The 22,755-nt window shown below is 69.9% G+C and carries 24 protein-coding genes; 15 read left to right on the top strand and 9 right to left on the bottom strand.

Annotated features, from left to right (window positions below; translation table 11 throughout):
• Window positions 1–329: 329 nt before the first annotated feature.
• Window positions 330–1,889, top strand: a complete 1,560-nt coding sequence (gene ffh / locus ACYSUO_RS29930) for a signal recognition particle protein (protein ID WP_461779347.1) — start codon at window positions 330–332, stop codon at window positions 1,887–1,889.
• 151 nt (window positions 1,890–2,040) lie between these two features.
• Here the strand turns inward: ffh and ACYSUO_RS29925 are convergent, their stop codons facing one another.
• The 8 genes from ACYSUO_RS29925 to yhfZ all read right to left on the bottom strand — a co-directional run bounded on the left by ACYSUO_RS29925 (window position 2,041) and on the right by yhfZ (window position 9,917).
• A complete protein-coding gene (locus ACYSUO_RS29925) occupies window positions 2,041–3,294 on the bottom strand; it encodes a phosphopentomutase (RefSeq protein WP_461779395.1) in 1,254 nt (417 codons plus the stop codon).
• A gap of 53 nt (window positions 3,295–3,347) precedes the next feature.
• Window positions 3,348–4,511: an alanine racemase gene (locus ACYSUO_RS29920; RefSeq protein ID WP_461779346.1), complete on the bottom strand. Its 1,164-nt coding sequence runs from the start codon at window positions 4,509–4,511 to the stop codon at window positions 3,348–3,350.
• A 5-nt stretch (window positions 4,512–4,516) separates the two neighbouring features.
• Entirely contained in the window at window positions 4,517–5,671 is a 1,155-nt protein-coding gene (locus ACYSUO_RS29915) for an aminotransferase class V-fold PLP-dependent enzyme (protein WP_461779345.1), read from the bottom strand.
• A 2-nt stretch (window positions 5,672–5,673) separates the two neighbouring features.
• On the bottom strand, window positions 5,674–6,621 hold the full coding sequence (locus ACYSUO_RS29910; protein ID WP_461779344.1) for a phosphotriesterase family protein: 948 nt from the start codon (window positions 6,619–6,621) through the stop codon (window positions 5,674–5,676).
• A 50-nt stretch (window positions 6,622–6,671) separates the two neighbouring features.
• Window positions 6,672–8,045 carry a YhfT family protein gene (locus ACYSUO_RS29905; protein WP_461779343.1) on the bottom strand — a complete coding sequence of 458 codons (1,374 nt, stop codon included), beginning with the start codon at window positions 8,043–8,045 and terminating at the stop codon, window positions 6,672–6,674.
• Between the two features lie 14 nt (window positions 8,046–8,059).
• The gene (locus ACYSUO_RS29900; protein ID WP_461779342.1) at window positions 8,060–8,416 is read right to left on the bottom strand and encodes a DUF2620 domain-containing protein; all 357 of its coding nucleotides are present in this window, start codon (window positions 8,414–8,416) and stop codon (window positions 8,060–8,062) included.
• Between the two features lie 21 nt (window positions 8,417–8,437).
• On the bottom strand, window positions 8,438–8,815 hold the full coding sequence (locus ACYSUO_RS29895) for a PRD domain-containing protein (protein WP_461779341.1): 378 nt from the start codon (window positions 8,813–8,815) through the stop codon (window positions 8,438–8,440).
• 157 nt (window positions 8,816–8,972) lie between these two features.
• On the bottom strand, window positions 8,973–9,917 hold the full coding sequence (yhfZ, locus tag ACYSUO_RS29890; protein WP_461779340.1) for a GntR family transcriptional regulator YhfZ: 945 nt from the start codon (window positions 9,915–9,917) through the stop codon (window positions 8,973–8,975).
• 122 nt (window positions 9,918–10,039) lie between these two features.
• Between yhfZ and ftsH the strand changes: the two genes are divergently transcribed.
• The gene (gene ftsH, locus ACYSUO_RS29885; RefSeq protein ID WP_461779339.1) at window positions 10,040–11,983 is read left to right on the top strand and encodes an ATP-dependent zinc metalloprotease FtsH; all 1,944 of its coding nucleotides are present in this window, start codon (window positions 10,040–10,042) and stop codon (window positions 11,981–11,983) included.
• A 36-nt stretch (window positions 11,984–12,019) separates the two neighbouring features.
• On the opposite strand, the gene ACYSUO_RS29880 is transcribed toward ftsH, so the two are convergent.
• Window positions 12,020–12,883: a methyltransferase domain-containing protein gene (locus ACYSUO_RS29880; RefSeq protein WP_461779338.1), complete on the bottom strand. Its 864-nt coding sequence runs from the start codon at window positions 12,881–12,883 to the stop codon at window positions 12,020–12,022.
• Between the two features lie 276 nt (window positions 12,884–13,159).
• Here ACYSUO_RS29880 and proS point away from each other — a divergent pair, with 276 nt between their 5' ends.
• From proS to ACYSUO_RS29815, 13 genes are all read left to right on the top strand, one after another.
• Entirely contained in the window at window positions 13,160–14,575 is a 1,416-nt protein-coding gene (proS, locus tag ACYSUO_RS29875; protein WP_461779337.1) for a proline--tRNA ligase, read from the top strand.
• 195 nt (window positions 14,576–14,770) lie between these two features.
• Window positions 14,771–15,367: a hypothetical protein gene (locus ACYSUO_RS29870; protein WP_351336314.1), complete on the top strand. Its 597-nt coding sequence runs from the start codon at window positions 14,771–14,773 to the stop codon at window positions 15,365–15,367.
• Between the two features lie 208 nt (window positions 15,368–15,575).
• Window positions 15,576–15,995: a 30S ribosomal protein S16 gene (rpsP, locus tag ACYSUO_RS29865; RefSeq protein ID WP_422410217.1), complete on the top strand. Its 420-nt coding sequence runs from the start codon at window positions 15,576–15,578 to the stop codon at window positions 15,993–15,995.
• 2 nt (window positions 15,996–15,997) lie between these two features.
• Complete coding sequence (locus ACYSUO_RS29860; protein WP_014176063.1) at window positions 15,998–16,237, top strand: RNA-binding protein; 240 nt, start codon at window positions 15,998–16,000, stop codon at window positions 16,235–16,237.
• Between the two features lie 100 nt (window positions 16,238–16,337).
• On the top strand, window positions 16,338–16,892 hold the full coding sequence (gene rimM / locus ACYSUO_RS29855; protein ID WP_461779336.1) for a ribosome maturation factor RimM: 555 nt from the start codon (window positions 16,338–16,340) through the stop codon (window positions 16,890–16,892).
• Window positions 16,889–17,710, top strand: coding sequence for a tRNA (guanosine(37)-N1)-methyltransferase TrmD (trmD, locus tag ACYSUO_RS29850; protein ID WP_461779335.1), 822 nt, complete (start codon window positions 16,889–16,891; stop codon window positions 17,708–17,710). The genes rimM and trmD overlap by 4 nt, the downstream gene beginning before the upstream one ends.
• Window positions 17,711–17,842: 132 nt before the next feature.
• Window positions 17,843–18,193, top strand: a complete 351-nt coding sequence (gene rplS, locus ACYSUO_RS29845) for a 50S ribosomal protein L19 (protein ID WP_327661379.1) — start codon at window positions 17,843–17,845, stop codon at window positions 18,191–18,193.
• Window positions 18,194–18,271: 78 nt separating this feature from the next.
• The gene (lepB, locus tag ACYSUO_RS29840; RefSeq protein WP_461779334.1) at window positions 18,272–18,976 is read left to right on the top strand and encodes a signal peptidase I; all 705 of its coding nucleotides are present in this window, start codon (window positions 18,272–18,274) and stop codon (window positions 18,974–18,976) included.
• A complete protein-coding gene (gene lepB, locus ACYSUO_RS29835; RefSeq protein WP_461779333.1) occupies window positions 18,969–20,081 on the top strand; it encodes a signal peptidase I in 1,113 nt (370 codons plus the stop codon). Before lepB (ACYSUO_RS29840) ends, lepB (ACYSUO_RS29835) begins: the two co-directional genes overlap by 8 nt.
• Window positions 19,969–20,943: a signal peptidase I gene (gene lepB, locus ACYSUO_RS29830; protein WP_461779332.1), complete on the top strand. Its 975-nt coding sequence runs from the start codon at window positions 19,969–19,971 to the stop codon at window positions 20,941–20,943. Before lepB (ACYSUO_RS29835) ends, lepB (ACYSUO_RS29830) begins: the two co-directional genes overlap by 113 nt.
• 93 nt (window positions 20,944–21,036) lie before the next feature.
• The gene (lepB, locus tag ACYSUO_RS29825; RefSeq protein ID WP_461779331.1) at window positions 21,037–21,774 is read left to right on the top strand and encodes a signal peptidase I; all 738 of its coding nucleotides are present in this window, start codon (window positions 21,037–21,039) and stop codon (window positions 21,772–21,774) included.
• On the top strand, window positions 21,767–22,279 hold the full coding sequence (locus ACYSUO_RS29820) for an NUDIX hydrolase (protein WP_461779330.1): 513 nt from the start codon (window positions 21,767–21,769) through the stop codon (window positions 22,277–22,279). The genes lepB (ACYSUO_RS29825) and ACYSUO_RS29820 overlap by 8 nt, the downstream gene beginning before the upstream one ends.
• Before the next feature lie 55 nt (window positions 22,280–22,334).
• The gene (locus ACYSUO_RS29815) at window positions 22,335–22,643 is read left to right on the top strand and encodes a DUF2469 domain-containing protein (protein ID WP_008737534.1); all 309 of its coding nucleotides are present in this window, start codon (window positions 22,335–22,337) and stop codon (window positions 22,641–22,643) included.
• The last annotated feature ends 112 nt before the right edge of the window (window positions 22,644–22,755 follow it).

The following is a 22,755-nucleotide window of genomic DNA, read 5'->3' as shown; positions in this document are numbered from 1 at the left end:
CGGCTGCTTGTGGTGGTTCCGGGCACGACCGGGCACGCCCCGGCCCGGGGAGAAGGAGAGGGGTGGTGTCGAAACCTGGAGGCGCCTACCCAGTCGGGCGGCACTGATGTGCACGGATTTACGGAACCGTCGGGGCCGTAATTATGGCGAACTTCCTGGTCACGCCGGGGTGCCTGCGAGGGATATGGAGGCGTATGCGCGGTTATTTCGTACGTGGGTGCGACCCATGGGACCCATCGGGACCGGGCCACTGACCACCGCGCCGCGGGCGGATACCCTGGAGGGCGACCTGTCCGTAAAGCCACCCGACCTGAGGATTCGCGACCGCCGTGTTCGACACTCTCTCCGATCGCCTCGCAGCGACATTCAAGAACCTCCGCGGCAAGGGGCGCCTCAGTGAGGCGGACATCGACGCCACGGCGCGCGAGATCCGGATCGCCCTCCTTGAAGCCGACGTGGCCCTGCCCGTCGTCCGCGCCTTCATCAAGCAGGTGAAGGAACGGGCCACCGGCGTCGAGGTCTCCCAGGCGCTGAACCCCGCCCAGCAGGTCATCAAGATCGTCAACGAGGAGCTCATCGGCATCCTCGGCGGCGAGACCCGCCGGCTGCGCTTCGCCAAGACCGGCCCGACCGTGATCATGCTCGCGGGTCTGCAGGGTGCGGGCAAGACGACCCTCGCGGGCAAGCTCGGCGCCTGGCTCAAGGGCCAGGGCCACTCCCCGCTGCTCGTCGCCTGTGACCTCCAGCGCCCGAACGCCGTGAACCAGCTGAGCGTCGTCGCCGAGCGCGCCGGCGTCGGCATCTACGCGCCCGAGCCGGGCAACGGTGTGGGCGACCCGGTCAAGGTCGCCAAGGACTCCATCGAGCACGCCAAGGCCAAGGTCTACGACGTCGTCATCGTCGACACCGCCGGCCGCCTCGGTATCGACCAGGAGCTGATGCAGCAGGCCGCGGACATCCGCGACGCCGTCAGCCCGGACGAGGTCCTCTTCGTCGTCGACGCCATGATCGGTCAGGACGCGGTCAACACGGCCGAGGCCTTCCGTGACGGTGTCGGCTTCGACGGCGTGGTGCTCTCCAAGCTCGACGGTGACGCCCGCGGTGGTGCCGCCCTGTCGATCGCGCACGTCACCGGCAAGCAGATCATGTTCGCCTCCAACGGCGAGAAGCTGGACGACTTCGACGCGTTCCACCCGGACCGCATGGCGTCCCGCATCCTCGGCATGGGCGACATGCTCACGCTGATCGAGAAGGCCGAGCAGACCTTCTCGCAGCAAGAGGCCGAGAAGATGGCCTCCAAGCTGGCCTCCAAGAAGGGCCAGGACTTCACGCTCGACGACTTCCTGGCACAGATGGAGCAGGTCAGGAAGATGGGCTCCATGTCCAAGCTGCTCGGCATGCTGCCGGGCATGGGGCAGATGAAGGACCAGATCGCGAACCTCGACGAGCGCGACGTCGACCGCACGGCCGCGATCATCAAGTCGATGACCCCGGCCGAGCGCCAGGAGCCGACGATCATCAACGGCTCGCGCCGTGCCCGTATCGCCAAGGGTTCCGGTGTCGAGGTCAGCGCGGTCAAGAACCTGGTCGAGCGGTTCTTCGAGGCCCGCAAGATGATGTCCCGCATGGCCCAGGGCGGCGGCATGCCCGGGATGCCGGGCATGCCGGGCTCGGGCGGTGGCCCCGGCAGGCAGAAGAAGCAGCCGAAGAAGGCCAAGGGCAAGCAGCGCTCCGGCAACCCCATGAAGCGCAAGCAGCAGGAGCAGGAGGAGGCCGCCCGGCGTGCGGCCGCCGCCGAGGCGGGCGGCGCGCTCGGGCTGCCGGGCGCGGGCCAGCAGGACCCCAAGGACTTCGAGCTCCCGGACGAGTTCAAGAAGTTCATGGGCTGAGCGAGGCCGAGGCTGAGTTCGCGGTTCTTTGATTGTGTAAGGGGCGTCCACCCATGGTGGGCGCCCCTTACACATGTCCTTTGGGCGGCTACGTAGACACGTCTTTTAGGCGGCTACGTAGACGGGTCCTTGTACGCGGCTACGGAGTCGGTCAGGCCGCCCGTGTCGCGGCCTCGCGGATCTCCGTGCCGTTGGCGAGGCCCGCCGGATCGAGCCCGAGGGCGGCCGCCGCGGTCGCGCCCACGTCCGCCAGGCTCGACGCGTCCGGCAGCAGCTCCACGCCCGGCGCCCCGGGCCGGTGGATCAGCACCGGCACGTACTCGCGCGTGTGGTACGCGTGGCCGATCGTCGGGTCGTTGCCGTGGTCGCCCGTGACGATCAGCCGGTCGCCGGGCCCGGTCAGCAGGGACAGCAGCGCCGCGAGCCCCGCGTCGACCTGCTCCAGGATGCGGCCGTACCGCTGGACGTCCTGCTGGTGCCCGGCGAGGTCCGACTCCTGGACGTTGGCCACCACCAGCGCGTCGCCGCCGGCCCGCGCCGCCTCCAGGGTGTGCGCGAGCACCTCGGCCGTGGCCACGGCGGGCCGCCGCACCGCCGCCTCGCAGGCGAGGATGTCCGCGGCCTTGCCGACGAGCGTCACCGGGATCCCGGCCCGGGCGGCCAGGTCGGGGAGCTGCCGGGTGTGGTCCAACTCGGCGCCCAGGTGCTGCACTTGGAGCCCGCCGTTGCGGTAGAAACCCGTCGCCGGGGTGTCCAGGCCGACCGTGCCGCCGTCCCCGTCCCGTACGAACTCCGGCAGCGGGCTGTCCGCGTGCCCGCCCACCGCGATGACCCGGGCCACGGGTGCGACGGCCCGTACCGTACGGGCGACCGAGAGGATGCCGTCGAAGTCGAGGCCGAAGTCGTCGTCGAGGCTGTCCAGGCGGCCCGAGGCGTTCCAGTTGATCCCGGGGTCCGCCTCCAGGTTGTCGTGGACCAGGACGGCGCCGTCGACCACCAACAGGGGCTTGCCGTCGAGGCGTTCGACCCGGTGGCCCGCGTCCGTCAGGGCCCGCGTCACGCCGTCCAGGTGGTCCGCGAGCCGGGCCACCGTCACCCTGCTGAAGTCGGCGCCCATCATCGTCTGGTGCCCGGCGAACGTGTCCGCCCCCGGGTAGCCGAGCGCCGAGCGGCCGACCGCGACCGGCAGATGCGTGCGTCGGGCCAGGTCCGGGTGCGGGTGCACGAGGCCGAGGCCGAGCGCGCCGAGCGTCGGCAGCCGCAGCGGTCGGCCGAACGCCTCCCGGCACCGGTCGAGCACGTGGCCGCAGGTGTCCGCCGCCAGATCGCCGGGGCGCAGCGCCCCGGCGTCCGGCATCGCGCCGACCCCGAATCCGTCCACTACCACGATCACGGTCTTGCCCATCGCGGGCTTCCCGGGCTTCCCGGGCATCACAGGACCCTTCTCTTGCTCGTTCATCACAGGGCCCTTCCTTGTGCGTCGTACAGGCCGAGGAGGCGTGGCGCCCCGGCGGCGAGGCCCCCGACCACCGCGACCGTCGAGCGCGTCACGAAGATCTGCGTACGGAACGCCAGCAACGCCGTGTCGCCCACCCGGACGTCCGCTCCGGGCGCGGGGGCCTCGAGCAGCCGGTAGTAGTCGATGTTCTCGGCGGGCGCGCCCTGGACCCGCAGCCGCTCGCCGGTGCGGGGCAGCAGCGCCGTCTTGATCCCCGAGCGCGGGTAGAAGCCGCCGCCGTACACGGCGGGCCTGCCGTCCGCGAGGGTGTGCGCGACCTCGGTGACGTACACGTAGGCGGGCTTCTCGGGCTGGGTGAGGTCGTGGGCGTGCAGCGGTGTCGTACCGGTCAGGGAGTGGCCGGGTTCGCCGTGCGTGGCGCCGAGTTCGGCCAGCAGCGGGAGCGTCGCCATGGACGTCGCGCTGGGGGCGCTGAGCTTGAGATCCGTGTGGCCGCGCGCGGCCAGCGCCTGGCGTGCCTTGAGGGCGAGTTCGAAGTTCGGCGTGGCGGCCGGCGCGCCCGTGGCCGGGTCGCACAGCACGCACGGGAACGCCGTGACGCCCGCGATCCGCACGCCCGGGAGCCGCTCGACCTCCTCCGCGAAGGCGTCGATCCCGGCGAGCGGTACGCCGCCCTCCTGCCCGGGGTACACCGAACCCGCTGCGCCCTCCAGGCGGATCAACACGTCCTGGGCGAAGCCCAGTTCGCGGGCCGCTTCCGATACGGCGCGGGCGTTGGCCAGGTCGTACACGGTGACCGTCTCCGGCCGCCAGGCCAGCATCTCGGGCAGGGCACGGCGCGGGATCTGCACCAGGTGGCCCAGGTTCCCGGCCTGCGCGCCCGCCGCGTGCAGGGTGCGGGCCTCGGGCGGGTCGATGGCGGCGTAGCGGGGGATGTGCCGGGCGATGGCCCTGATCAGCTCGGGGTTGCGGCCGAGCTGCTTGACGACGAACCACAGGCTCAGGCCGAGCCGGTCCGCCTCGGCGGCGAGCAGTGCGGCGTTCGCCTCGATGGCGTCGAGGTCCATGACGTACGTGTCCGGGGGGATCTCGCCCCGTCGGTGCAGGTCCGCCGCGGCGTCGGCCAGCTCGGGGTTGCGGGTGAGCAGACTGTCGAGGAACACGGCGGTCAGTCCTTGCTGGGTTCGTTCGGTTCGTTCGGTTGGTTGGGTTGGCTCAGTTCGTTCAGTGAGCGGCGCAGGATGTCGACGACGAGGTCGGCGCCCGCGCGCATCGGGTTGATCCGGACCGTCCAGTCGGCGAGCGCGGGCGCGTCGTCGAGGGCCGAACTGGACATCCGGTAGAAGAGCGGCGCGATCTCGTACCGGGAGTTGGAGCCCACCGGGTAGGGCGCCGCCCCGAAGCGCGCGGCCACGTCCGGGAGTTCGCGCGCCACGGGCCGCTCCAGGCGCACCAGCAGGCAGCGGTCCTGCGCGTTGGCGATCCGTACCTCGGCGACGCCCTGCACCTCACCGGCCGCGAGCCGCTCCGCGACCTCGGCGCCCACCCGCGACTGCAACGCCCACATCACCGGTACGTGGGTCAGGGCGCGCAGCGCGTCGAGCGCCTGGTGGCCCTGGACCTGGCCGCCGCCCGAGTAGTTGTCCGCGCGGACGTGCTCGACGAGGGCACGGGCGCCGACGACGGCGCCGACGCCTTCCGGGCCGTGCAGCTTGAACAGGGAGAAGCAGGAGGCGTCGGCGCCCAGTTCGACCCCGGAGGCCGGCACCCGCATGACGGCGTAGTTGTCGTCGACGATCGTGCGCACCCCGGCCTCCCGGCAGGCGGCGAGCACCGCGGCGGGGTCGTAGGAGTCGCCGAGCCGCTGCCGTGTGTGCTGCACGTACGCCCAGCGGAACCGTCCGGAGGCCAGCGCGGCGCGCAGCGCGTCGAGGTCGTTGAAGTCGACCTCATGGGTGCGGACGCCGATGCCGCGCAGCGTGACCTCGGTGGTGCGGTAGACCGGCGCGCGGTGGATGAGCAGCGGATCGCCCGCGCTCACTGCCGCGTTCAGCGCGGCCCGGATGGCGCCCGTGCCCGCGCCCTGGACGAGGGCCGCGTCCTCGGCGCCGAAGAAGTCGGCGAGCACGGCCTCCACCTGGGCGGTGGTCCGCGGCCTTCCGAGGCCGGGCACCACGCCCGCGTCGGCGGCGAACAGCTCGGGCCCCTCGAAGTGCGCCGCCGTGCACTCCAGAAGCCGGAACTGCCGCGCGGCGGCGTCCTCCACGGAGACGGTCGCCAGGGGATGAGTGGTGGGCAGCGAAGGGGAATTCACAGCGGTCATGGTCAGATCTCCTCCACGCTCGCGCCGGTCAGGAAGCGCAGCGGATTGCGCCGTGTCAGCAGGTCGACGAGGTCGTCGTCCACCCCGGCGGCGCGCAGCCTCGGCAGGAACGAGCGGAACAGGTGTCCGTAGCCCTGGCCGCCCTCCGTCAGCAGATAGCCGTGCCGGGAGATGTCGCAGCTGAGCAGCGCCCGGTCGGCGTGCCCGGCCTCGATCAGGCCCAGCAGCAGCCGGAGTCGGGCGTCGTCGCTCTGGTAGCTCTCCTTGCCGACCGTGTCGAACGCGACGTATGCGCCGCTCGCCGCCAGTTCCTTGTGCACGCCCGGATCGTCGAGCAGGTCCTGGTGACCGATGGAGACGCGCTGCGGGGGCAGCCCCTCGGCCGTCAGCAGCTCCAGCTGGGCGAGGCCGCCGCGCCCGAGCTGGGCGTGCGTCGCGACGGAGAGCCCGGTGGCGCTCGCGGCCCGCGCGGCGGCCCGCAGCGAGCGGCTCTCGGGCTCGCTCGGCAGGTCGCCGTGGCTGCCGATCTCGCCGAGGACGCCGGGCCGGATGCCCGTACCGCCGATGCCGTCCTCGATCTCGCGTACGAGGGTCTCGGTGAGCCGCTCGACGCTCGCGTCGGCCAGCTCCGGGGTGTGGAACGGCTCGTAGTACCAGCCGGTCGCCGCGACGACCGCGACCCCGCTCTCGCGGGAGAGCGCGGCGAGCGCGCCCGGATCGCGGCCCATGCCGCGGCAGGTCAGCTCCACGACGAGCGAGAGATCGAACTCGTCGCGCAGCGCCGCCAGTTCGGCGGCGACCGAGGGGCCGTGCCGCCGCGGGTCGAGGACGGCGGCGCCGTCGCCCTTGAGGTCCAGGTCCAGGGCGAGGTGCTCGTGGGCGAGAGCGGGGCCGCGGACGGCTTCGTAGGAAAGGGGGCCCGTGACGGTGTGGAGGGTGGTGGTGTGCATGGTGGGGGGTGTCCTCTCCTGCGTACTGGATGTACAGGTCCGTCAGGGGCTCACCCCTTGATGGGCGTGAACAGATCCAGCCAGTACAGGATGTTGAGCACGATGCCGCCGACGATCACGGCGGCGGGCGCCGCCGCCATCCGTACGACGGGGCGGCCCATCGCCTCGTTGAGCAGGTAGAGCCCGCCCACGATGAGGATGCCGAGCCCCGCGCCCATCGTGTTCGCGGCCATCAACGAGCCGAACAGGATGGCCAGTTGCAGCGCATCGGTGATCGCGCTGCGCAGGTGCTCCGAGGAGTCCCGCACGCTCGGCAGCTTGCCGAGGAACTTGCCGATGTACGACAGGGCGAGCACCTCGACCGCGAAGACGAGCGCGCCGACGACCGCCGCGAGGATCGGGTTCGGCATCAGGTAGCCGATGGGGTAGACGAGCGTGAAGCCCGCGATGCCGTACGCGCCGGAGGCCAGGGCCGTCGTCGCGATCAGCGGGATGAAGCCGAAGACGCGGTAGAAGTCGACCTGCGCGGCCTCGCTGTAGTTCCCCTTGGCGATCAGGAAGCTGGTGGCCTCGCCGCCGCCGAAGACGTGCATCTGCGCCAGGAGACAGACGCCCGCGCCGAGCACCATGAACAGCGGCAGGTACTTTCTGAGCCGAGCCGCGCTGGCGCTGAACAGGGAGGCCATCGGATCGTCGGCGGGAGCGACCTCCTCGGCCTTCTCGGCCCCCTCGGCCTCCTCGGTCTCGTTCGCCCGGTCCGCCTTGCGCTGCTTGAGGTCCTTGTTGATCGCGAGCCCGATCAGCATCAGGACGCCGACGGCCATGGCGATGGCGCCCGCGAAGACGGTCGGCCACAGCTTCATCGTCATGACGACGAGCGCGAGTTCGACGACGCCGGCGATCCCGCCCCACTTGCGCCCGAACTGCTTGGTGATGGCGAGCACCGGGAACAGCGTGAACAGGAACAGGATCGGCGTCGACATCGCCTGCATCGCGGTCAGGAAGTCGACGGGCAGGTCGTGCGCCAGGTTGTTGGCGCCGCTGAGGCCGAAGACGACGACCGCGCCCCAGGCGCCGCCCAGGATCGGGGCGAGCCACTTCTTGGGCGACAGGATGCCGAGGATGTCGGTCGGCAGGAACAGCAGCCACGGGTTGAGGACGCCCGAGGACAGGGCCATCGGGGCGCCGAGCCCGAAGATGAACCCGGCGGAGAGCCCGAAGGAGACCGCCGTGGTGGCGCTGCGGGTGGTCCGCCCCTGGATGAAGTCCAGCATGAAGGGGCGTACGCCGTCGTTGAAGACGGCCAGGGCCATGTGCGAGATGAACGCGGTCAGGGCGCACAGGGCGATCACGGTGAGCTGCTGCGCGAGCGTGAAGTCGAGGTTCGCGCCGGCGGCGAGGACTGGGCCGGGGGAGGTGATCATGGCATTCCCTGGGCTTACGAGCGGTCGGCGATCGCGCGGGCGATGAGCGGCGCGATCCGGTCGATCTGGTCCATGGAGAAGCCGAACACCTTCTTGCCGTCCGCCAGCAGGGAGGTGACCTCCTCCGCCGTGGGCACGCCGCGGCCGAAGGTGTGGCAGGCGGGCTGCCCCATCAGGCCGACCAGGACGCCGAGGGAGGCCCCGGCCCCGGTGTGACAGGTGCCGAGGAAGTAGTCGGCCTGTCCGGCGCGCAGCTTCATCGCGGCGTCCATGTCGCTGGAGACGGTGACCTCGACGCCGTCGAGCCCCAACTCCTTGACCGTGTTCGCTACTTCGACCTTGCCGACGCCGCCGGTGAGGATCTTCGTCATGGCTGGTTCCCTCTCTCGGGCTCAGTGGGTGGTGTGCTGCCGCGCCAGGACGGCGAGGTGCAGGGCGAGGAAGTTGACCTCGGACTCCGGCAGGGAGGCGCCGAGTTCACAGTGGGCGCGTGCGGAGACGCGGCGGGCGCGCTCGACGGCCTCGGGGTGGTCTGCCAGTTCGTCGGCCACCTGCTCGTCCGTGAGGAACTGGTCGATGGGCGCGCCGTCGAGCAGCCGGGTGAGCGCCATCATCAGATGGCTGGTGAGCATCCCGGCGCTCTCCTCCGTGACGGTGTGGCCCGCCTCCTCCAGGGCGGTCAGCTCGGAGGTCACGAAGTCGGCGACCTCGGGCCTGACCTGGCCGCCCTCGCGGAACAGCTGGATGCGGAGGGCTAGTTGGTCGTCCATCGGACCTCCCAAGCGATTCGGGCGAGACAGTAACCGGGATTCTGGATTTTGATCCGAGTCGTGGGTCCCCCACTCGGGGCTCGCGACAGGGTGTCGTCGGTACGTGCTGTTGTTGCGTGCTGTTGTTACGTGCTGTTGTCGGTACGAGCGTCTGCCGTCAGTACGAGGGGATGCGATCGCCTCGCAGCACCTCGGACTGGAGCTGTGCCACCTGCGACAGATCGAGGGCGTCGTGCACCGCGGACAGCGCCTTCGCGCCCTCGGTCCTGCCGATGATCGCCGCGCTGGAGTTGCGCAGCGCCAGATCGCGGGTGACCTCGTCACCCAGAGGCAGTACGTCCACCTCCATGCCGAGCCGGCCCTGCACCTCGTCGAGGTTCCAGACGGTGGCGTCGACCTGGTCCTGTGCGAACAGATCGCGCAGCTGCATGTAGGAGGACTCGACCCACTGGACGTCCTTGTGCCCCGCGAAGGCGCGCTCCGCCAGCATCCGGTGGTCCTCGGACGTGTGGTCGACGGCGACCCGCAGCCCGGAAGCGTTCAGATCGGCGCCCTTGCGCACCAGGAACCCGTGCGCACCCACGTAGGTGGCGGGTCCCAGGTCGGCGACGAGCGCCAGGCTGTCCTTGTGCTGCTCGACCAGGCCGTCCGCCGCGAGCCGCGACAGCACGACGAGGTCGACCTTGCCTTCCAGCAGTGCGGAGGTACGGGCGCCCGCGCCACGCATGAAGGTGATGGCGAACGGTGTGCCGGCCTCTTCGAAGGCGGCGCGCAGACCCGTCGCGAGACCTTCGTAGCGTCGCGAGTAGGGGAGCGGCATCGCGGCCAGCAGGGTGCCGAGGCCGGAGAGCTGCCACAGGATGGCGCGCTCCGAATGGGTCAGGAAGGTGCCCAGGTGGCCGCGGGCCGTGGTCCCGATGGCGCCGGACTCCTCCAGGAGGCGCAGCGCGGCCTGCACCGTCCCGTTCCCACAGCCCAGCTCCTGGGCCAGGTCCTTCACGCGGGGCAGCCGTGTCTCCGGCTCGTGCCCCATCAGGAGGACCGCGAGCCGTCGCGCCGCAAGACCGTTCCGCGTGAGGAAACGATCGTCGAAACCGTTCACACCAAAGACAGTAACCAGGATTCTGGATACTGGCAAGGGTGCCGGATCTGTGCGGTTATGGGCCCAAGGTCCGTGGGCCACCCAGCGCTCGACGGCCGCAGGCGGCAGGAAGAGAGGCAGGCGTGGCGAACCCGGTACCCCCGCGCGATCGGACGGATCAGCCCTGGCGTTCCGAGGGCGCTCCGCCCCCTCCGCCCCCGCCGGGACCCAAGCGCAAGATGCCCGGCGGCTGGGGCGGCCTCATCCTGACGGCCCTGATCGTCTACCTCATCGCCAACCTGGTGCTGTCGTTCTTCAACGAGGGCGACGAGCCGACCGTCTCGTACACCGAGTTCAGCAAGCAGGTCGAGGCCGACAACGTCACCAAGATCTACTCCAAGGGCGACGCGATCCAGGGTGAGCTCAAGAAGGAGAAGCCCACCCCCAAGGACAGCGACAGCAAGCGCAAGAACTACACCAAGTTCACGACGCAGCGGCCCGCCTTCGCCGACGACGACCTCTGGGCCAACCTGGAGAAGCACGACGTCACGGTGACGGCCGAACCCGTCGTCCAGGAACGCAGCTTCCTGTCCAACCTGCTCATCTCGCTCGCCCCGATGATCCTCCTCGTCGTGCTGTGGATCTTCATCGCGCGGCGCATGAGCCAGGGCATGGGCGGCGGCGCGGGCGGCATGCTCGGCCGCAAACAGCCGCCCAAGCCGGTCGAGCTCGAACCCGGCAAGAAGCGCACCACGTTCGAGGACGTCGCCGGCATCGACGAGGTCGAGGGCGAGCTCAACGACGTCGTCGACTTCCTCAAGAACCCCGACGACTACCGCACCATGGGCGCCAAGATGCCGCGCGGCGTGCTGCTCGCGGGCCCGCCCGGCACCGGCAAGACGCTGCTCGCGCGCGCCGTCGCGGGGGAGGCCGGGGTGCCGTTCTTCTCGGCCTCCGCCTCGGAGTTCATCGAGATGATCGTCGGCGTCGGCGCCTCACGCGTGCGCGAGCTGTTCGCCGAGGCCCGCAAGGTCGCCCCGTCGATCATCTTCATCGACGAGATCGACACCATCGGCCGGGCCCGCGGCGGTGGCGGCGGCGTGGGCGGTCACGACGAGCGCGAGCAGACCCTCAACCAGATCCTCACGGAGATGGACGGCTTCAGCGGCTCCGAGGGCGTCATCGTCATCGCGGCGACCAACCGCGCGGACGTCCTCGACCCGGCCCTGACGCGCCCCGGCCGCTTCGACCGGATCGTCAACGTCTCGCCGCCCGACCGCGGCGGCCGCGAGTCCATCCTCAAGATCCACACCCGCGACATCCCGCTCGCCCCCGACGTCGACCTCGGCCAGGTCGCCCGTACGACCCCGGGCATGACCGGCGCCGAACTCTCCAACCTCGCCAACGAGGCCGCCCTGCTCGCCGTCAAGCGCAAGCAGAAGCAGGTCAGCCAGTCCGACCTCTCCGAAGCCCTCGAAAAGGTCCAGCTCGGCGCCGAGCGGCCCCTGGTGATGCCCGACGAGGAGCGCCGCCGCACCGCCTTCCACGAGAGCGGCCACGCCCTCCTCGGCATGCTGCAGCCCGGCGCCGACCCCGTCCGCAAGATCACGATCGTGCCGCGCGGCCGCGCCCTCGGCGTCACGCTCTCCACCCCGGACTCCGACAAGTACGCGTACACGGAGGAGTACCTGCGCGGCCGCATCATCGGCGCCCTCGGCGGAATGGCGGCCGAACACGTCGTCTACGGAGTCATCACGACCGGGGCCGAGAACGACCTGGAGCAGGTCACCAACATCGCCCGCGGCATGGTCGCCCGCTGGGGCATGAGCGAGAAGGTCGGCCGCCTGTCCGCCCTCCCGAACGACGCCCAGCAGGCGTACGGACTGGCCGCCGCCCCCGACACCCTCGACACGATCGACGGCGAAATGCGCCGCATCGTGGACGAGTGCTACACGGAGGCGTGCCAGAAGCTCCGCGACAACCGGGACAAGCTCGACGCGCTGGCGTCCGCGCTCATGGAGAACGAGACGCTGGAGGAGGCCGACGCGTACCGCATCGCCGGCGTCACGCGCTTCACCAAGGACTGAACGGCACCGCCCCCGCAGGAACCCGGCCCGCACGCCTCACGGCGTGCGGGCTATCAAGTACCTGAAGACATTGGGCATCCACACGGTGCCATCGCTGCGCACATGCGTCTGGAGCGCCTCGGACACCTCCTTGTCGACCTGCGCCAGATCCGTCGCCCCTACGGCGGCGTCGAACAGGCCCGTGGACAGCAAGCCGCGCACCGCGCTCTCGGCGTCCGCGTACCCGAAGGGGCACGCCACCCGGCCCGAGCCGTCGGGCCGCAGCCCCGCCCGCTGAGCGACCTCCTCCAGGTCGTCACGGAGCGCCGGGCGCCAACTCCCCGTACTACGTAGGGGGTCGGCGAGTTTTGTGGCCACCCGTAGGACGGACGACGTGGCACAGCGCTCCGGAGGACCCCAGCCGACGAGCACCACGGCGGCGCCCCTGCCCGCCAGCGGAGCCACGCTCTCCAGACGCGCGGAGAGCCCTTCGGAGTCCCCGGCCACACACCCGATCGGATGGAAGTCGGTGATCACATCGTACGGGGCTCCGCCGGGATCGTTCGCGGCGAGATCGCCGGGGTCGGCCGTCGTGAGCCGGGCGTCCGCGGTCTCCCGCGGCCGGGACGCGTCGGGCAGCAGCCGTTCCTCGGCCAGGGCGAGGAGCTCGGGATCCGAGGGTTCGACGCCGGTCACGGCCGCGCCGCGCGACGCCGCCATGAGGAGCGCGAGACCGGAGCCGCAGTCAAGCCCGAGGAGCCGGGTGCCCGAACCGACCTCCAGACGCTGGTAGACCGCTTCGTAGAGCGGCACCAGCATCCGTTCCTGAATCTCCGCCCAGTCACGCGCGCGTGCGCACAAGTCCGTCTGCGGCGCGGGCGCCGTGTGAGGGAGGTGCCGCCGCACGAGCGTAGGTGTCATCGAAAGTGCCCCAATCCACCGAGAGATGCCGAGAGTTGTCGCCGTGATGCATGACCGTTCACATGGCGTCCGGCCGCGTTCGCGCGCCGCTCGCACTCCCCCCGTATGCCAGAAAACTCCGCAACGTCCGCCGCGTCTAGGGGTTGTTTGGCAGGCGCGGCGACAATGCGCGTGTGCACCGTCGTGCGCCCCCGGGCGGTCATATGACGGGTGCACGCGGGCATCCGGGCGAAAAGGATTCGAGTGCTCCACTGCCCGCGCCGTAGCATCCGCGCCATGGCCAAACCCCGCGTTCTCACGCCCCGGGCGGAAGACTTTCCGCGCTGGTACCAGGATCTGATCAGCAAGGCCGAACTGGCCGACAACGGTCCGGTGCGCGGCACCATGGTCATCCGACCGTACGGCTACGGCCTGTGGGAGCGGATGCAGCGCGAGATGGACGACCGCATCAAGGAGACGGGTGCGCAGAACGCGTACTTCCCGCTCCTGATCCCGCAGTCGTACCTCACCAAGGAGGCCGACCACGTCGAGGGCTTCGCGCCCGAGCTGGCCGTGGTCACGCACGGCGGCGGCAAGGAGCTGGAGGAGCCCGCCGTCGTCCGCCCCACCTCAGAGATGATCATCAACGCCTCCTTCGCCAAGTGGGTGCAGAGCTACCGGGACCTTCCGCTGCTCATCAACCAGTGGGCGAACGTGGTCCGCTGGGAGCTGCGGCCCCGCCTCTTCCTGCGTACGACGGAATTCCTCTGGCAGGAGGGACACACGGCGCACGCGACCTACGAAGAGGCGCGCGACTTCGCGGCGCGCATCCACCGGCACGTCTACGCGGACTTCATGGAGAACGTCCTCGCGATGGACGTCCTCCTGGGCCGCAAGACCCCCAAGGAGCGCTTCGCCGGGGCCATCAACACCCTCACCCTCGAAGGGATGATGGGCGACGGCAAGGCCCTCCAGATGGGCACGAGCCACGAACTCGGCCAGAACTTCGCCAAGGCCTTCAACACGCGCTACCTGTCCAAGGACGGCGCGGAGGAGCTCGTCTGGCAGACCTCCTGGGGCTCGACGACCCGCATGATCGGCGCGCTGGTGATGATGCACGGCGACGACAACGGGCTGCGCGTCCCGCCCCGCCTCGCGGCCACCCAGGTTGTCGTGCTCGCCATCAAGGACGACGAGGCGGTGCTCCACAAGGTGCGCGAAATCGGCGACGTACTTAAGAAGGCGGGCATCCGTGTCCATGTGGACGACCGCACCGACATCCCCTTCGGACGCCGCGCCGTCGACTGGGAGCTGAAGGGCGTGCCCGTACGCGTCGAGGTCGGGCCCCGGGACCTGGAGAACGGCACCGCGATGCTCGCCCGGCGCATCCCCGGCGGCAAGACCCCGGTCGCCCTGGAGGCACTGGTCGCGGTGCTGCCGAAGATCCTGGAGGAGGACCAGGCGCTGCTGCTCGCGCAGTCACGGGAACGGCGGCAGCTGCGGACGACCGACGTGACCACGGTGGCCGAGGCCCTGGAGGCGACCTCCGCGGGCGGCTGGGCGCGCATCCCGTGGGCCACCCTCGGGGAGGCGGGCGAGAACGAGCTCGCAGGCCACGGCGTCTCCGTACGGTGTCTGCTCACCCCCGAAGGGGCAGTGCCGGACGCCGATGACGCGGCCGGTAACGTCGCGGTCGTGGCACGCGCGTACTAGGCGCGCGTAGCCAGAGGGCGCGTGCGAAGGCGTACATGCCACTACGCACCACCTTGGTGTGAGCTGTGCGCCTTCTCCGTACATTTGCGCACCCGCCCTCCTCGGGACGCATCAGTGGGAACTGACTGGTACGTGCAAATTATTTGGGATGCCCCGGAATAGGAACACGGAGGCACCCCGGCTCGTTGTCACGACGTGAGCACGACACCACCTGTTCTCGCCGCAGAGCTGGCAGGGGCGTGGGCCGACATTCAGCGGCACCACCCCGAGCTGCCGGATCTTGCCGCGCCCGAATCCCTGATCGGCGAGTCGTCGTCCGCCTGTGGACGCGAGCTCTCCTTCGAGCGACTCCTCCACGAGGCAGTCCACGGCATCGCAGCCGCGCGCGGAATCCGCGACACATCGCGCGCCGGCCGCTATCACAACCGCAGATTCCTGGCCATCGCCGAGGAGTTGGGCCTCGACCACCCCGAGGAGCCGCACCCCAGCAGTGGCTTCTCGCTGGTCACGCTCAACCCGGAGGCGAAGCAGCGCTACCGCCAGACGATCGAGCGGATCCAGCGCGCCCTGAAGGCGCACACCGTGGCAACAGCCGCGGACACCAAGCGAAGCTTCCGCGGCCCGGCCGCGCGGCACGGCTCCTCCGGGGGCGGCGTCCGCGTCAAGGCGGTCTGCGACTGCGGGCGCAATGTCCGTGTCGTGCCGTCGGTGCTCGCGCAGGCCCCGATCATGTGCGGCGGCTGCGGAAAGCCGTTCCGCATCCCGGAGATCGTCGGCGTCGCGGCGGGCTGAGCGCTCTGCTCCTGGTGGGGCTCGGTGGAGCGGCCGAGGGGGATTCGGCCGCTCCGTAGACCTGTGGCACAATGGCAAGCTGTACTCGACAGTCGCACAGGACCCCTCTCTCCTCCGGCTGACGCGTCCATCGGGCACTCGGGTACCGCAACCCCACGCGGCAATCTCGCCGTGCCCACCCACGTCAAGACCAGGAGACACCACTTCCGTGGCAGTCAAGATCAAGCTGAAGCGTCTGGGCAAGATCCGTTCGCCTCACTACCGCATCATCGTCGCCGACTCCCGCACCCGCCGTGACGGCCGTGCGATCGAGGAGATCGGCCTGTACCACCCGGTGCAGAACCCGTCGCGCATCGAGGTCGACTCTGAGCGTGTCCAGTACTGGCTGGGTGTCGGCGCGCAGCCGACCGAGCCGGTCGCGGCCATCCTCAAGGTCACCGGTGACTGGCAGAAGTTCAAGGGTCTGCCGGCCCCGGCGCCGATGAAGGTTGCCGAGCCGAAGGCCGCCCGCCCCTCCTTCGAGGCGCTGGCCACCGAGGACGAGCCCAAGGGTGAGGCCATCACCCAGAAGAAGAAGGCTGAGAAGAAGGACGAGGCCGAGGCCCCGTCCGAGTCGACCGAGGCCTGAGCATGCTCGAGGAGGCTCTTGAGCACCTCGTGAAGGGCATCGTCGACAACCCCGACGACGTGCAGGTCGCCTCGCGCAACCTGCGCCGGGGCCGCGTTCTCGAGGTCCGGGTCCACCCCGACGACCTCGGCAAGGTGATCGGCCGCAACGGCCGCACCGCGCGCGCTCTGCGTACTGTCGTGGGTGCCATCGGCGGCCGTGGTGTCCGCGTCGACCTCGTCGACGTCGACCAGGTTCGCTGAGAAAAGTTGAACACCGGCTCGGGCCGGGGAGGGCTTACGAGCCGTCCCCGGCCCGATTCGTTTGAGCCGCCTGTGGCGGCCTGACAGGAGAGTTTCCGACGTGCAGTTGGTAGTCGGGCGCATCGGTCGCGCCCACGGCATCAAGGGCGAGGTCACCATCGAGGTGCGCACCGACGAGCCCGAGCTGCGGCTCGGCCCCGGCGCGCGACTCGCCACCGACCCGGCCTCCACGGGGCCGCTCACCATCGAGACCGGCCGGGTCCACAGCGGCCGGCTGCTGCTGCGCTTCGAGGGCGTACGGGACCGCACCGCCGCCGAGGCGCTGCGCAACACCCTGCTGATCGCCGAGGTGGACCCCGAGGAACTGCCCGAGGACGAGGACGAGTTCTACGACCACCAGCTCATGGACCTCGACGTCGTCACGGCCGACGGCACCGAGGTCGGCCGGATCACGGAGATCTCGCACCTGCCCTCGCAGGACCTGTTCATCGTGGAGCGGCCCGACGGCAGCGAGGTCATGATCCCGTTCGTCGAGGAGATCGTCACCGAGATCGACCTCGAGGAGCAGAAGGCCGTCATCGACCCGCCGCCCGGCCTGATCGACGACCGCGCCGAGATCGTGTCCTCGCGCGAAGAGGGGGACGAGTCCGCATGAGGCTCGACGTCGTCACGATCTTCCCCGAGTACCTGGAGCCGCTGAACGTCTCCCTCGTCGGCAAGGCACGCGCGCGTGGTCAACTCGACGTCCATGCGCACGACTTGCGGCAGTGGACCCACGACCGGCACAACACGGTCGACGACACCCCCTACGGCGGCGGCCCCGGCATGGTCATGAAGACCGAGCCGTGGGGCGACTGCCTCGACGACGTGCTCGCCGAAGGGTACGAGAGCGGCGCCCAGGGGCCCGTCCTGGTCGTCCCCACGCCCTCCGGGCGCCCCTTCACCCAGGAACTCGCCGTGGAGCTCTCCGAGCGCCCCTGGCTGGTCTTCACGCCCGCGCGCTACGAGGGCATCGACCGCCGCGTCATCGACGAGTACGCGACCCGTATGCCGGTCTACGAGGTCTCCATCGGCGACTACGTCCTCGCGGGCGGAGAGGCCGCCGTGCTCGTGATCACGGAGGCCGTGGCGCGACTGCTGCCCGGCGTCCTCGGTAACGCCGCGTCGCACGAGGACGACTCCTTCGCGCCCGGCGCGATGGCCAACCTCCTGGAGGGGCCCGTCTACACCAAGCCCCCCGAGTGGCGCGGCCGGGACATCCCCGACGTGCTGCTCAGCGGCCACCACAGCAAGATCGCGCGGTGGCGCCGCGACGAGGCGCTGCGCCGCACCACGCGCAACCGGCCCGATCTGATCGAGCGCACCGACCCCAAGGCCTTCGACAAGAAGGACCGCGAAATGCTCTCGATCCTGGGCTGGGGCCCGCGTCCCGACGGACGATTTGGGCCGACGCCGGGGATCGTGGAAGAATAGGCCGCTGCTGTACGTCCAGCCCGCGCCCCTGCCACAGGGGGAACGACGCGAGGCCCGACGCGAACAGCTACCGAAACTCATCGCATACCTCCCGCCGATGACCTGTGGCATCGGCGAAGAAAGCAGACGATCATGTCTCACCTGCTCGACTCCGTCGACTCCGCGTCGCTGCGCGACGACGTCCCGGCGTTCCGCCCCGGCGACACCGTCAACGTCCACGTCCGCGTCATCGAGGGCAACCGCTCCCGTGTGCAGCAGTTCAAGGGCGTAGTCATCCGCCGCCAGGGCGCCGGCGTCCGCGAGACCTTCACGGTCCGCAAGGTCTCCTTCTCCGTCGGCGTCGAGCGCACCTTCCCGGTGCACACCCCGATCGTCGAGAAGATCGAGCTCGTCACCAAGGGTGACGTCCGCCGCGCCAAGCTGTACTACCTCCGTGACCTGCGCGGCAAGGCCGCGAAGATCAAGGAGAAGCGCGAGAACTGAGCCGCTCGGCGCCCCGGGAGGGCGCCGGCGCATCTCGCCTGCGGCGTCCACAGGGCGGCCGGATAGCATCTGGCCTCGATGGACACCGAAGCACAGCACGAGGAGCGCGACCGCTCCTCCGAGCCCCATGAGAACACCTCACAGGGCGAGGAGGACCGGTCGCGCTCCTCTTTGCTGTCTGGGGTGGCCGCCTGGCTGCCGGGCGGCCGCATCACCCTGGCCCTGCTGCTGTGCCTGGCATGCCTGCTGGCCGTCAGCGTCTTTGTGATGCAGCCGTTCCAGATCCCCAGCAGCTCCATGGAGAGCACATTGAGGGTCGGGGACCGCGTTCTCGTAAATAAGTTGGCGTACCGTTTCGGTGCCGAGCCGACCCGTGGTGACGTGGTCGTCTTCGACGGCAGCGGGTACTTCGGCGAGGGCGACTACATCAAGCGCGTCGTGGGCACGGGGGGAGACCGGGTGGTCTGCTGCGACACCAAGGGGAGGATCGAGGTGAACGGGAAGTCCGTGGACGAGCGCTCCGTGCTGCACGCCGCGGACGCGCCTTCGAAGGTGCCGTTCGACATCGTGGTCCCCGAAGGCAGCCTCTTTCTGCTCGGCGACCATCGCAGCGACTCCCGTGACTCCCGCGACTACTTGGGCGCACCTGGCGGCGGGTTCGTCCCCGTGGACCAGGTGATCGGCAGGGCCGAGTGGATCGCGTGGCCGACCGGACACTGGCACTCCCTGTCCCGTACGGACGTCTACGCGCGCGTACCCGCACCCGGTGGCGCCCATGGGTAGGCGCGGCAAGACGGGCAGCCACCGCGGCGACGAGCGGCTGCCCACCGGCAGTCGGCCCACCAGCGGCCCCGAGCACCAGGGGAGGGCCGAGCGGCGCAAGCTCGCCCGCAAGGTGAAGCGCCGCCGAAGGCGCTCCATACTCAAGGAGATACCCCTCCTCATAGGCGTGGCCCTGGCCATCGCCCTCGTCCTGAAGACGTTCCTCGTGCAGGCCTTCGTCATCCCGTCGGGCTCCATGGAACAGACGATCAGGATCGGCGACCGGGTCCTGGTCGACAAGCTCACCCCCTGGTTCGGCGCGCAGGTGCAGCGCGGCGACGTCGTTGTCTTCAACGACCCGGGGAAGTGGCTCGAGCAGGAGGCCGGTCAGAAGAAGGAAGCCCCGGTCGGCGTGAAGCAGGTCAAGGAAGGTCTGACCTGGATCGGGCTGCTGCCGTCCGACAATGAACGCGACCTCATCAAGCGGGTCGTCGGCGTCGGCGGCGACACCGTGAAGTGCTGCGACACAAAGGGCCGCGTCACGGTGAACGGGACACCGCTCGAAGAGCGTGCGTACATCCATCCCGGCAACGCCCCCTCGAAGTTCGACTTCTCGGTGAAGGTGCCCAAGGGGCGCCTGTTCGTGATGGGTGACCATCGCGCCAACTCCGCGGATTCCCGCTATCACCTCACCGAGGCCTTCAACGGGACCGTGTCCGAGGAGTCCGTCGTGGGGCGGGCCCGGTTCATCGGGTGGCCGATCGGTCACTGGGCCTCGTTGTCACAGCCACCGACCTTCGCCGCCGTGGCCGACGCGCAAGGAGACGGGTCGACCGCCGCCTCAGAAACGTCGCATAGGGTGGCCACCACGTACGGTGCCGGACCGGGCTCGAACGCTTCGGATTCGGACGGATTTATCCCCCTCCCGACCCCTGCGGAACTCCCGCTCGTTATGGGAGTGGTGGGCCTGCATCGGATACGGGTCAGGCAGCGGCACGGAGTGAGGAGTGGATGTGGGGGACTTGGCGGTCGGCGCACGGTCAGGGCATGGTCCCGAAGAGGAGCCCGGGCGATCCGACGACGCGGCGGGTCCGGGTCCCGAGGGCCGGGCGCCCGAGGCGGGTGACGGCTCGACGGCCGCCCCCGTGAGCGAGGCGCAGTCGAGCGGCGGATCGAAGGGCGGATCCAAGAAGCCGCGCTCCTTCTGGAAGGAGCTCCCGCTCCTCATCGGTATCGCGCTCGTCCTCGCGCTTGTGATCAAGACGTTCCTGGTCCAGGCGTTCTCGATCCCTTCGGCGTCGATGGAGAACACGCTGCAGATCGGCGACCGCGTCCTGGTCGACAAGCTCACCCCGTGGTTCGGTTCGGAGCCGGAGCGTGGCGAGGTCATCGTCTTCCACGACCCGGCCAGCTGGCTGGAGGGCGAGCCGACGCCGGAGCCGAACGCGGTGCAGACGGTGCTCAGTTGGATCGGCCTGATGCCGTCCGCCAACGAGAAGGACCTCATCAAGCGTGTCGTCGGCGTCGGCGGCGACACCGTCGAGTGCAACGGCACGGGCCCGCTCAAGATCAACGGCAAGGCGCTGAACGAGCCCTACGTGTACCCGGGCAACACCCCGTGCACCGACGACAACGCCGGTGGAACGTTCAAGGTGAAGGTTCCCGAGGGCAAAGTTTGGGTCATGGGTGACCACCGCCAGGACTCAATGGACTCGCGCTACCACCAGAACGACAAGAACAGCGGCTTCGTCCCCGTGGACAACGTCGTGGGCCGCGCCATCGTCGTAGCCTGGCCGCCCACGCACTGGTCGACGCTGCCGGTGCCGGACACCTTCGACCAGTCGGGCCTCAACGCCGTGGCGAACGTCGCTCCGGGCGCGCTCGGACTCGTGGGCGCGGCACCGCTGGTGCTGTGGCGCAGGCGCAAGATCAATCAGCGCGTTACCGAGGGGAACACCAGGGTTTCTGCGGCTGGTGGCTCCCGGTAGGGTGCCGTCCCAGATCGCCGATCTTCCGTGGTCCGCACCGTTCCGGGGCTGGTTCGACGAGATCGACTTCTCCGAACCGCGGGAGCAACTGGGATGAGCAGGACGCGTCGTACGAATGAGGGTCACGGCAAGGTCGGCAGCGCGCTGTCCGGCATAGCCGTGGCCCTCGGCTGTGTGTTGTTCCTGGGTGGGTTCGTCTGGGGCGCCATCCTGTACCAGCCGTACACCGTGCCCACCGACTCCATGGACCCGACGATCAAGGCGGGTGACCGGGTGCTCGCGGAGCGGATCGACGGCAGCGAGGTCAAGCGTGGCGACGTCGTCGTCTTCCAGGAGGCGTCCTGGGGAAACGTTCCGATGGTCAAGCGCGTGGTCGGTGTCGGCGGTGACAAGATCGCCTGCTGCACGGAGAAGAAGCTGACCGTGAACGGCAAGCAGATCGACGAGCCGTACCTCCCCAAGGGCGAGAGCGCCTCGCTCACCGGCATCAAGACCACGACCGTCCCGCAGGGCCGGCTCTTCCTGCTCGGTGACCACCGCGCCGACTCCCTGGACTCCAGCGCGCACATCGGCGACAGCGAGAACGGCTCGGTGGAGCGCGGCGCCGTGCAGGGCCGCGTGGACGCCTTGGCGTGGCCCATGGCGTCGCTGCAGAAGCCCACCGGGTTCGAGGCGCTCCCGGGCGGCCTCTCGCAGCCGGGGCCGGTGAAGACGGTCCTGGCGGCCATCGTGGCGGGTGCGGTGCTGGTGCTCGGCGGAGCGGCGTACGGGCCGATCGCGAAGCGCTCGCGGCGCTCGCGCGGCGTGTCCCCGGAGCCGGCCCGTGTCTGAACCCGGCCGCGAACTGCGCAGGGTCGCCCGCGTCGTGCTGCTCGACCCGGAGGAGCGGATCCTGCTCCTGCACGGGCACGAGCCGGGCGACACGGCGGACGACTGGTGGTTCACGCCGGGCGGCGGCCTGGAGGGCGACGAGACGCGTGAAGAGGCCGCCCTGCGGGAACTGGCAGAGGAGACCGGCATCACCGACGTCGAACTGGGGCCTGTGCTGTGGCAGCGGATCTGCTCCTTCCCCTTCGACGGGCGGCGCTGGGATCAGGACGAGTGGTACTTCCTGGCCCGTACGAGGACTGCCTCGGCGGAGATTGGAGAGCTCAAGGGGACGGGCCTGACCGACCTGGAGCGCCGCAGTGTCGCGGGAGCACGCTGGTGGACGTGCCGGGAACTGGCCGAGGCGCATGAGACGGTGTATCCGACCAGACTCGCCGGGCTGCTGAAGCGGCTGCTCGACGAAGGTCCCCCGAGCCGGCCCGAGATCCTCGACACGGAAATCGTCTAGAGGCGCACGAGGCTGGCGCACAATAGGGGGACGCACGGCTGAAGGGGAACATGCCATGAGCGCCGAGGACCTCGAGAAGTACGAGACCGAGATGGAGCTGAAGCTCTACCGGGAGTACCGCGACGTCGTCGGTCTGTTCAAATACGTGATCGAGACCGAACGGCGCTTCTACCTCACCAACGACTACGAGATGCAGGTGCACTCGGTCCAGGGCGAGGTGTTTTTCGAGGTGTCCATGGCGGATGCCTGGGTCTGGGACATGTACAGGCCCGCTCGTTTCGTGAAGCAGGTCCGGGTGCTTACGTTCAAGGACGTGAACATCGAGGAGCTGAACAAGACCGATCTGGAGCTTCCGGGCAGCTGATCCGGCCTGTGGGGCGCTGGGTGTACGGCGGGCGACGGGTGGCTCGCGATGGGTGACGGAGTTTTCCACAACCCGTAAGTAGTTCACCAAGATCCACTTCTTTGTTGCCCGG

The organism is Streptomyces sp. UC4497 (genome assembly GCF_054871485.1).
The sequence above is the reverse complement of the archived record's forward strand: the minus strand, read 5'-3'. Positions and strand labels throughout refer to the sequence as shown.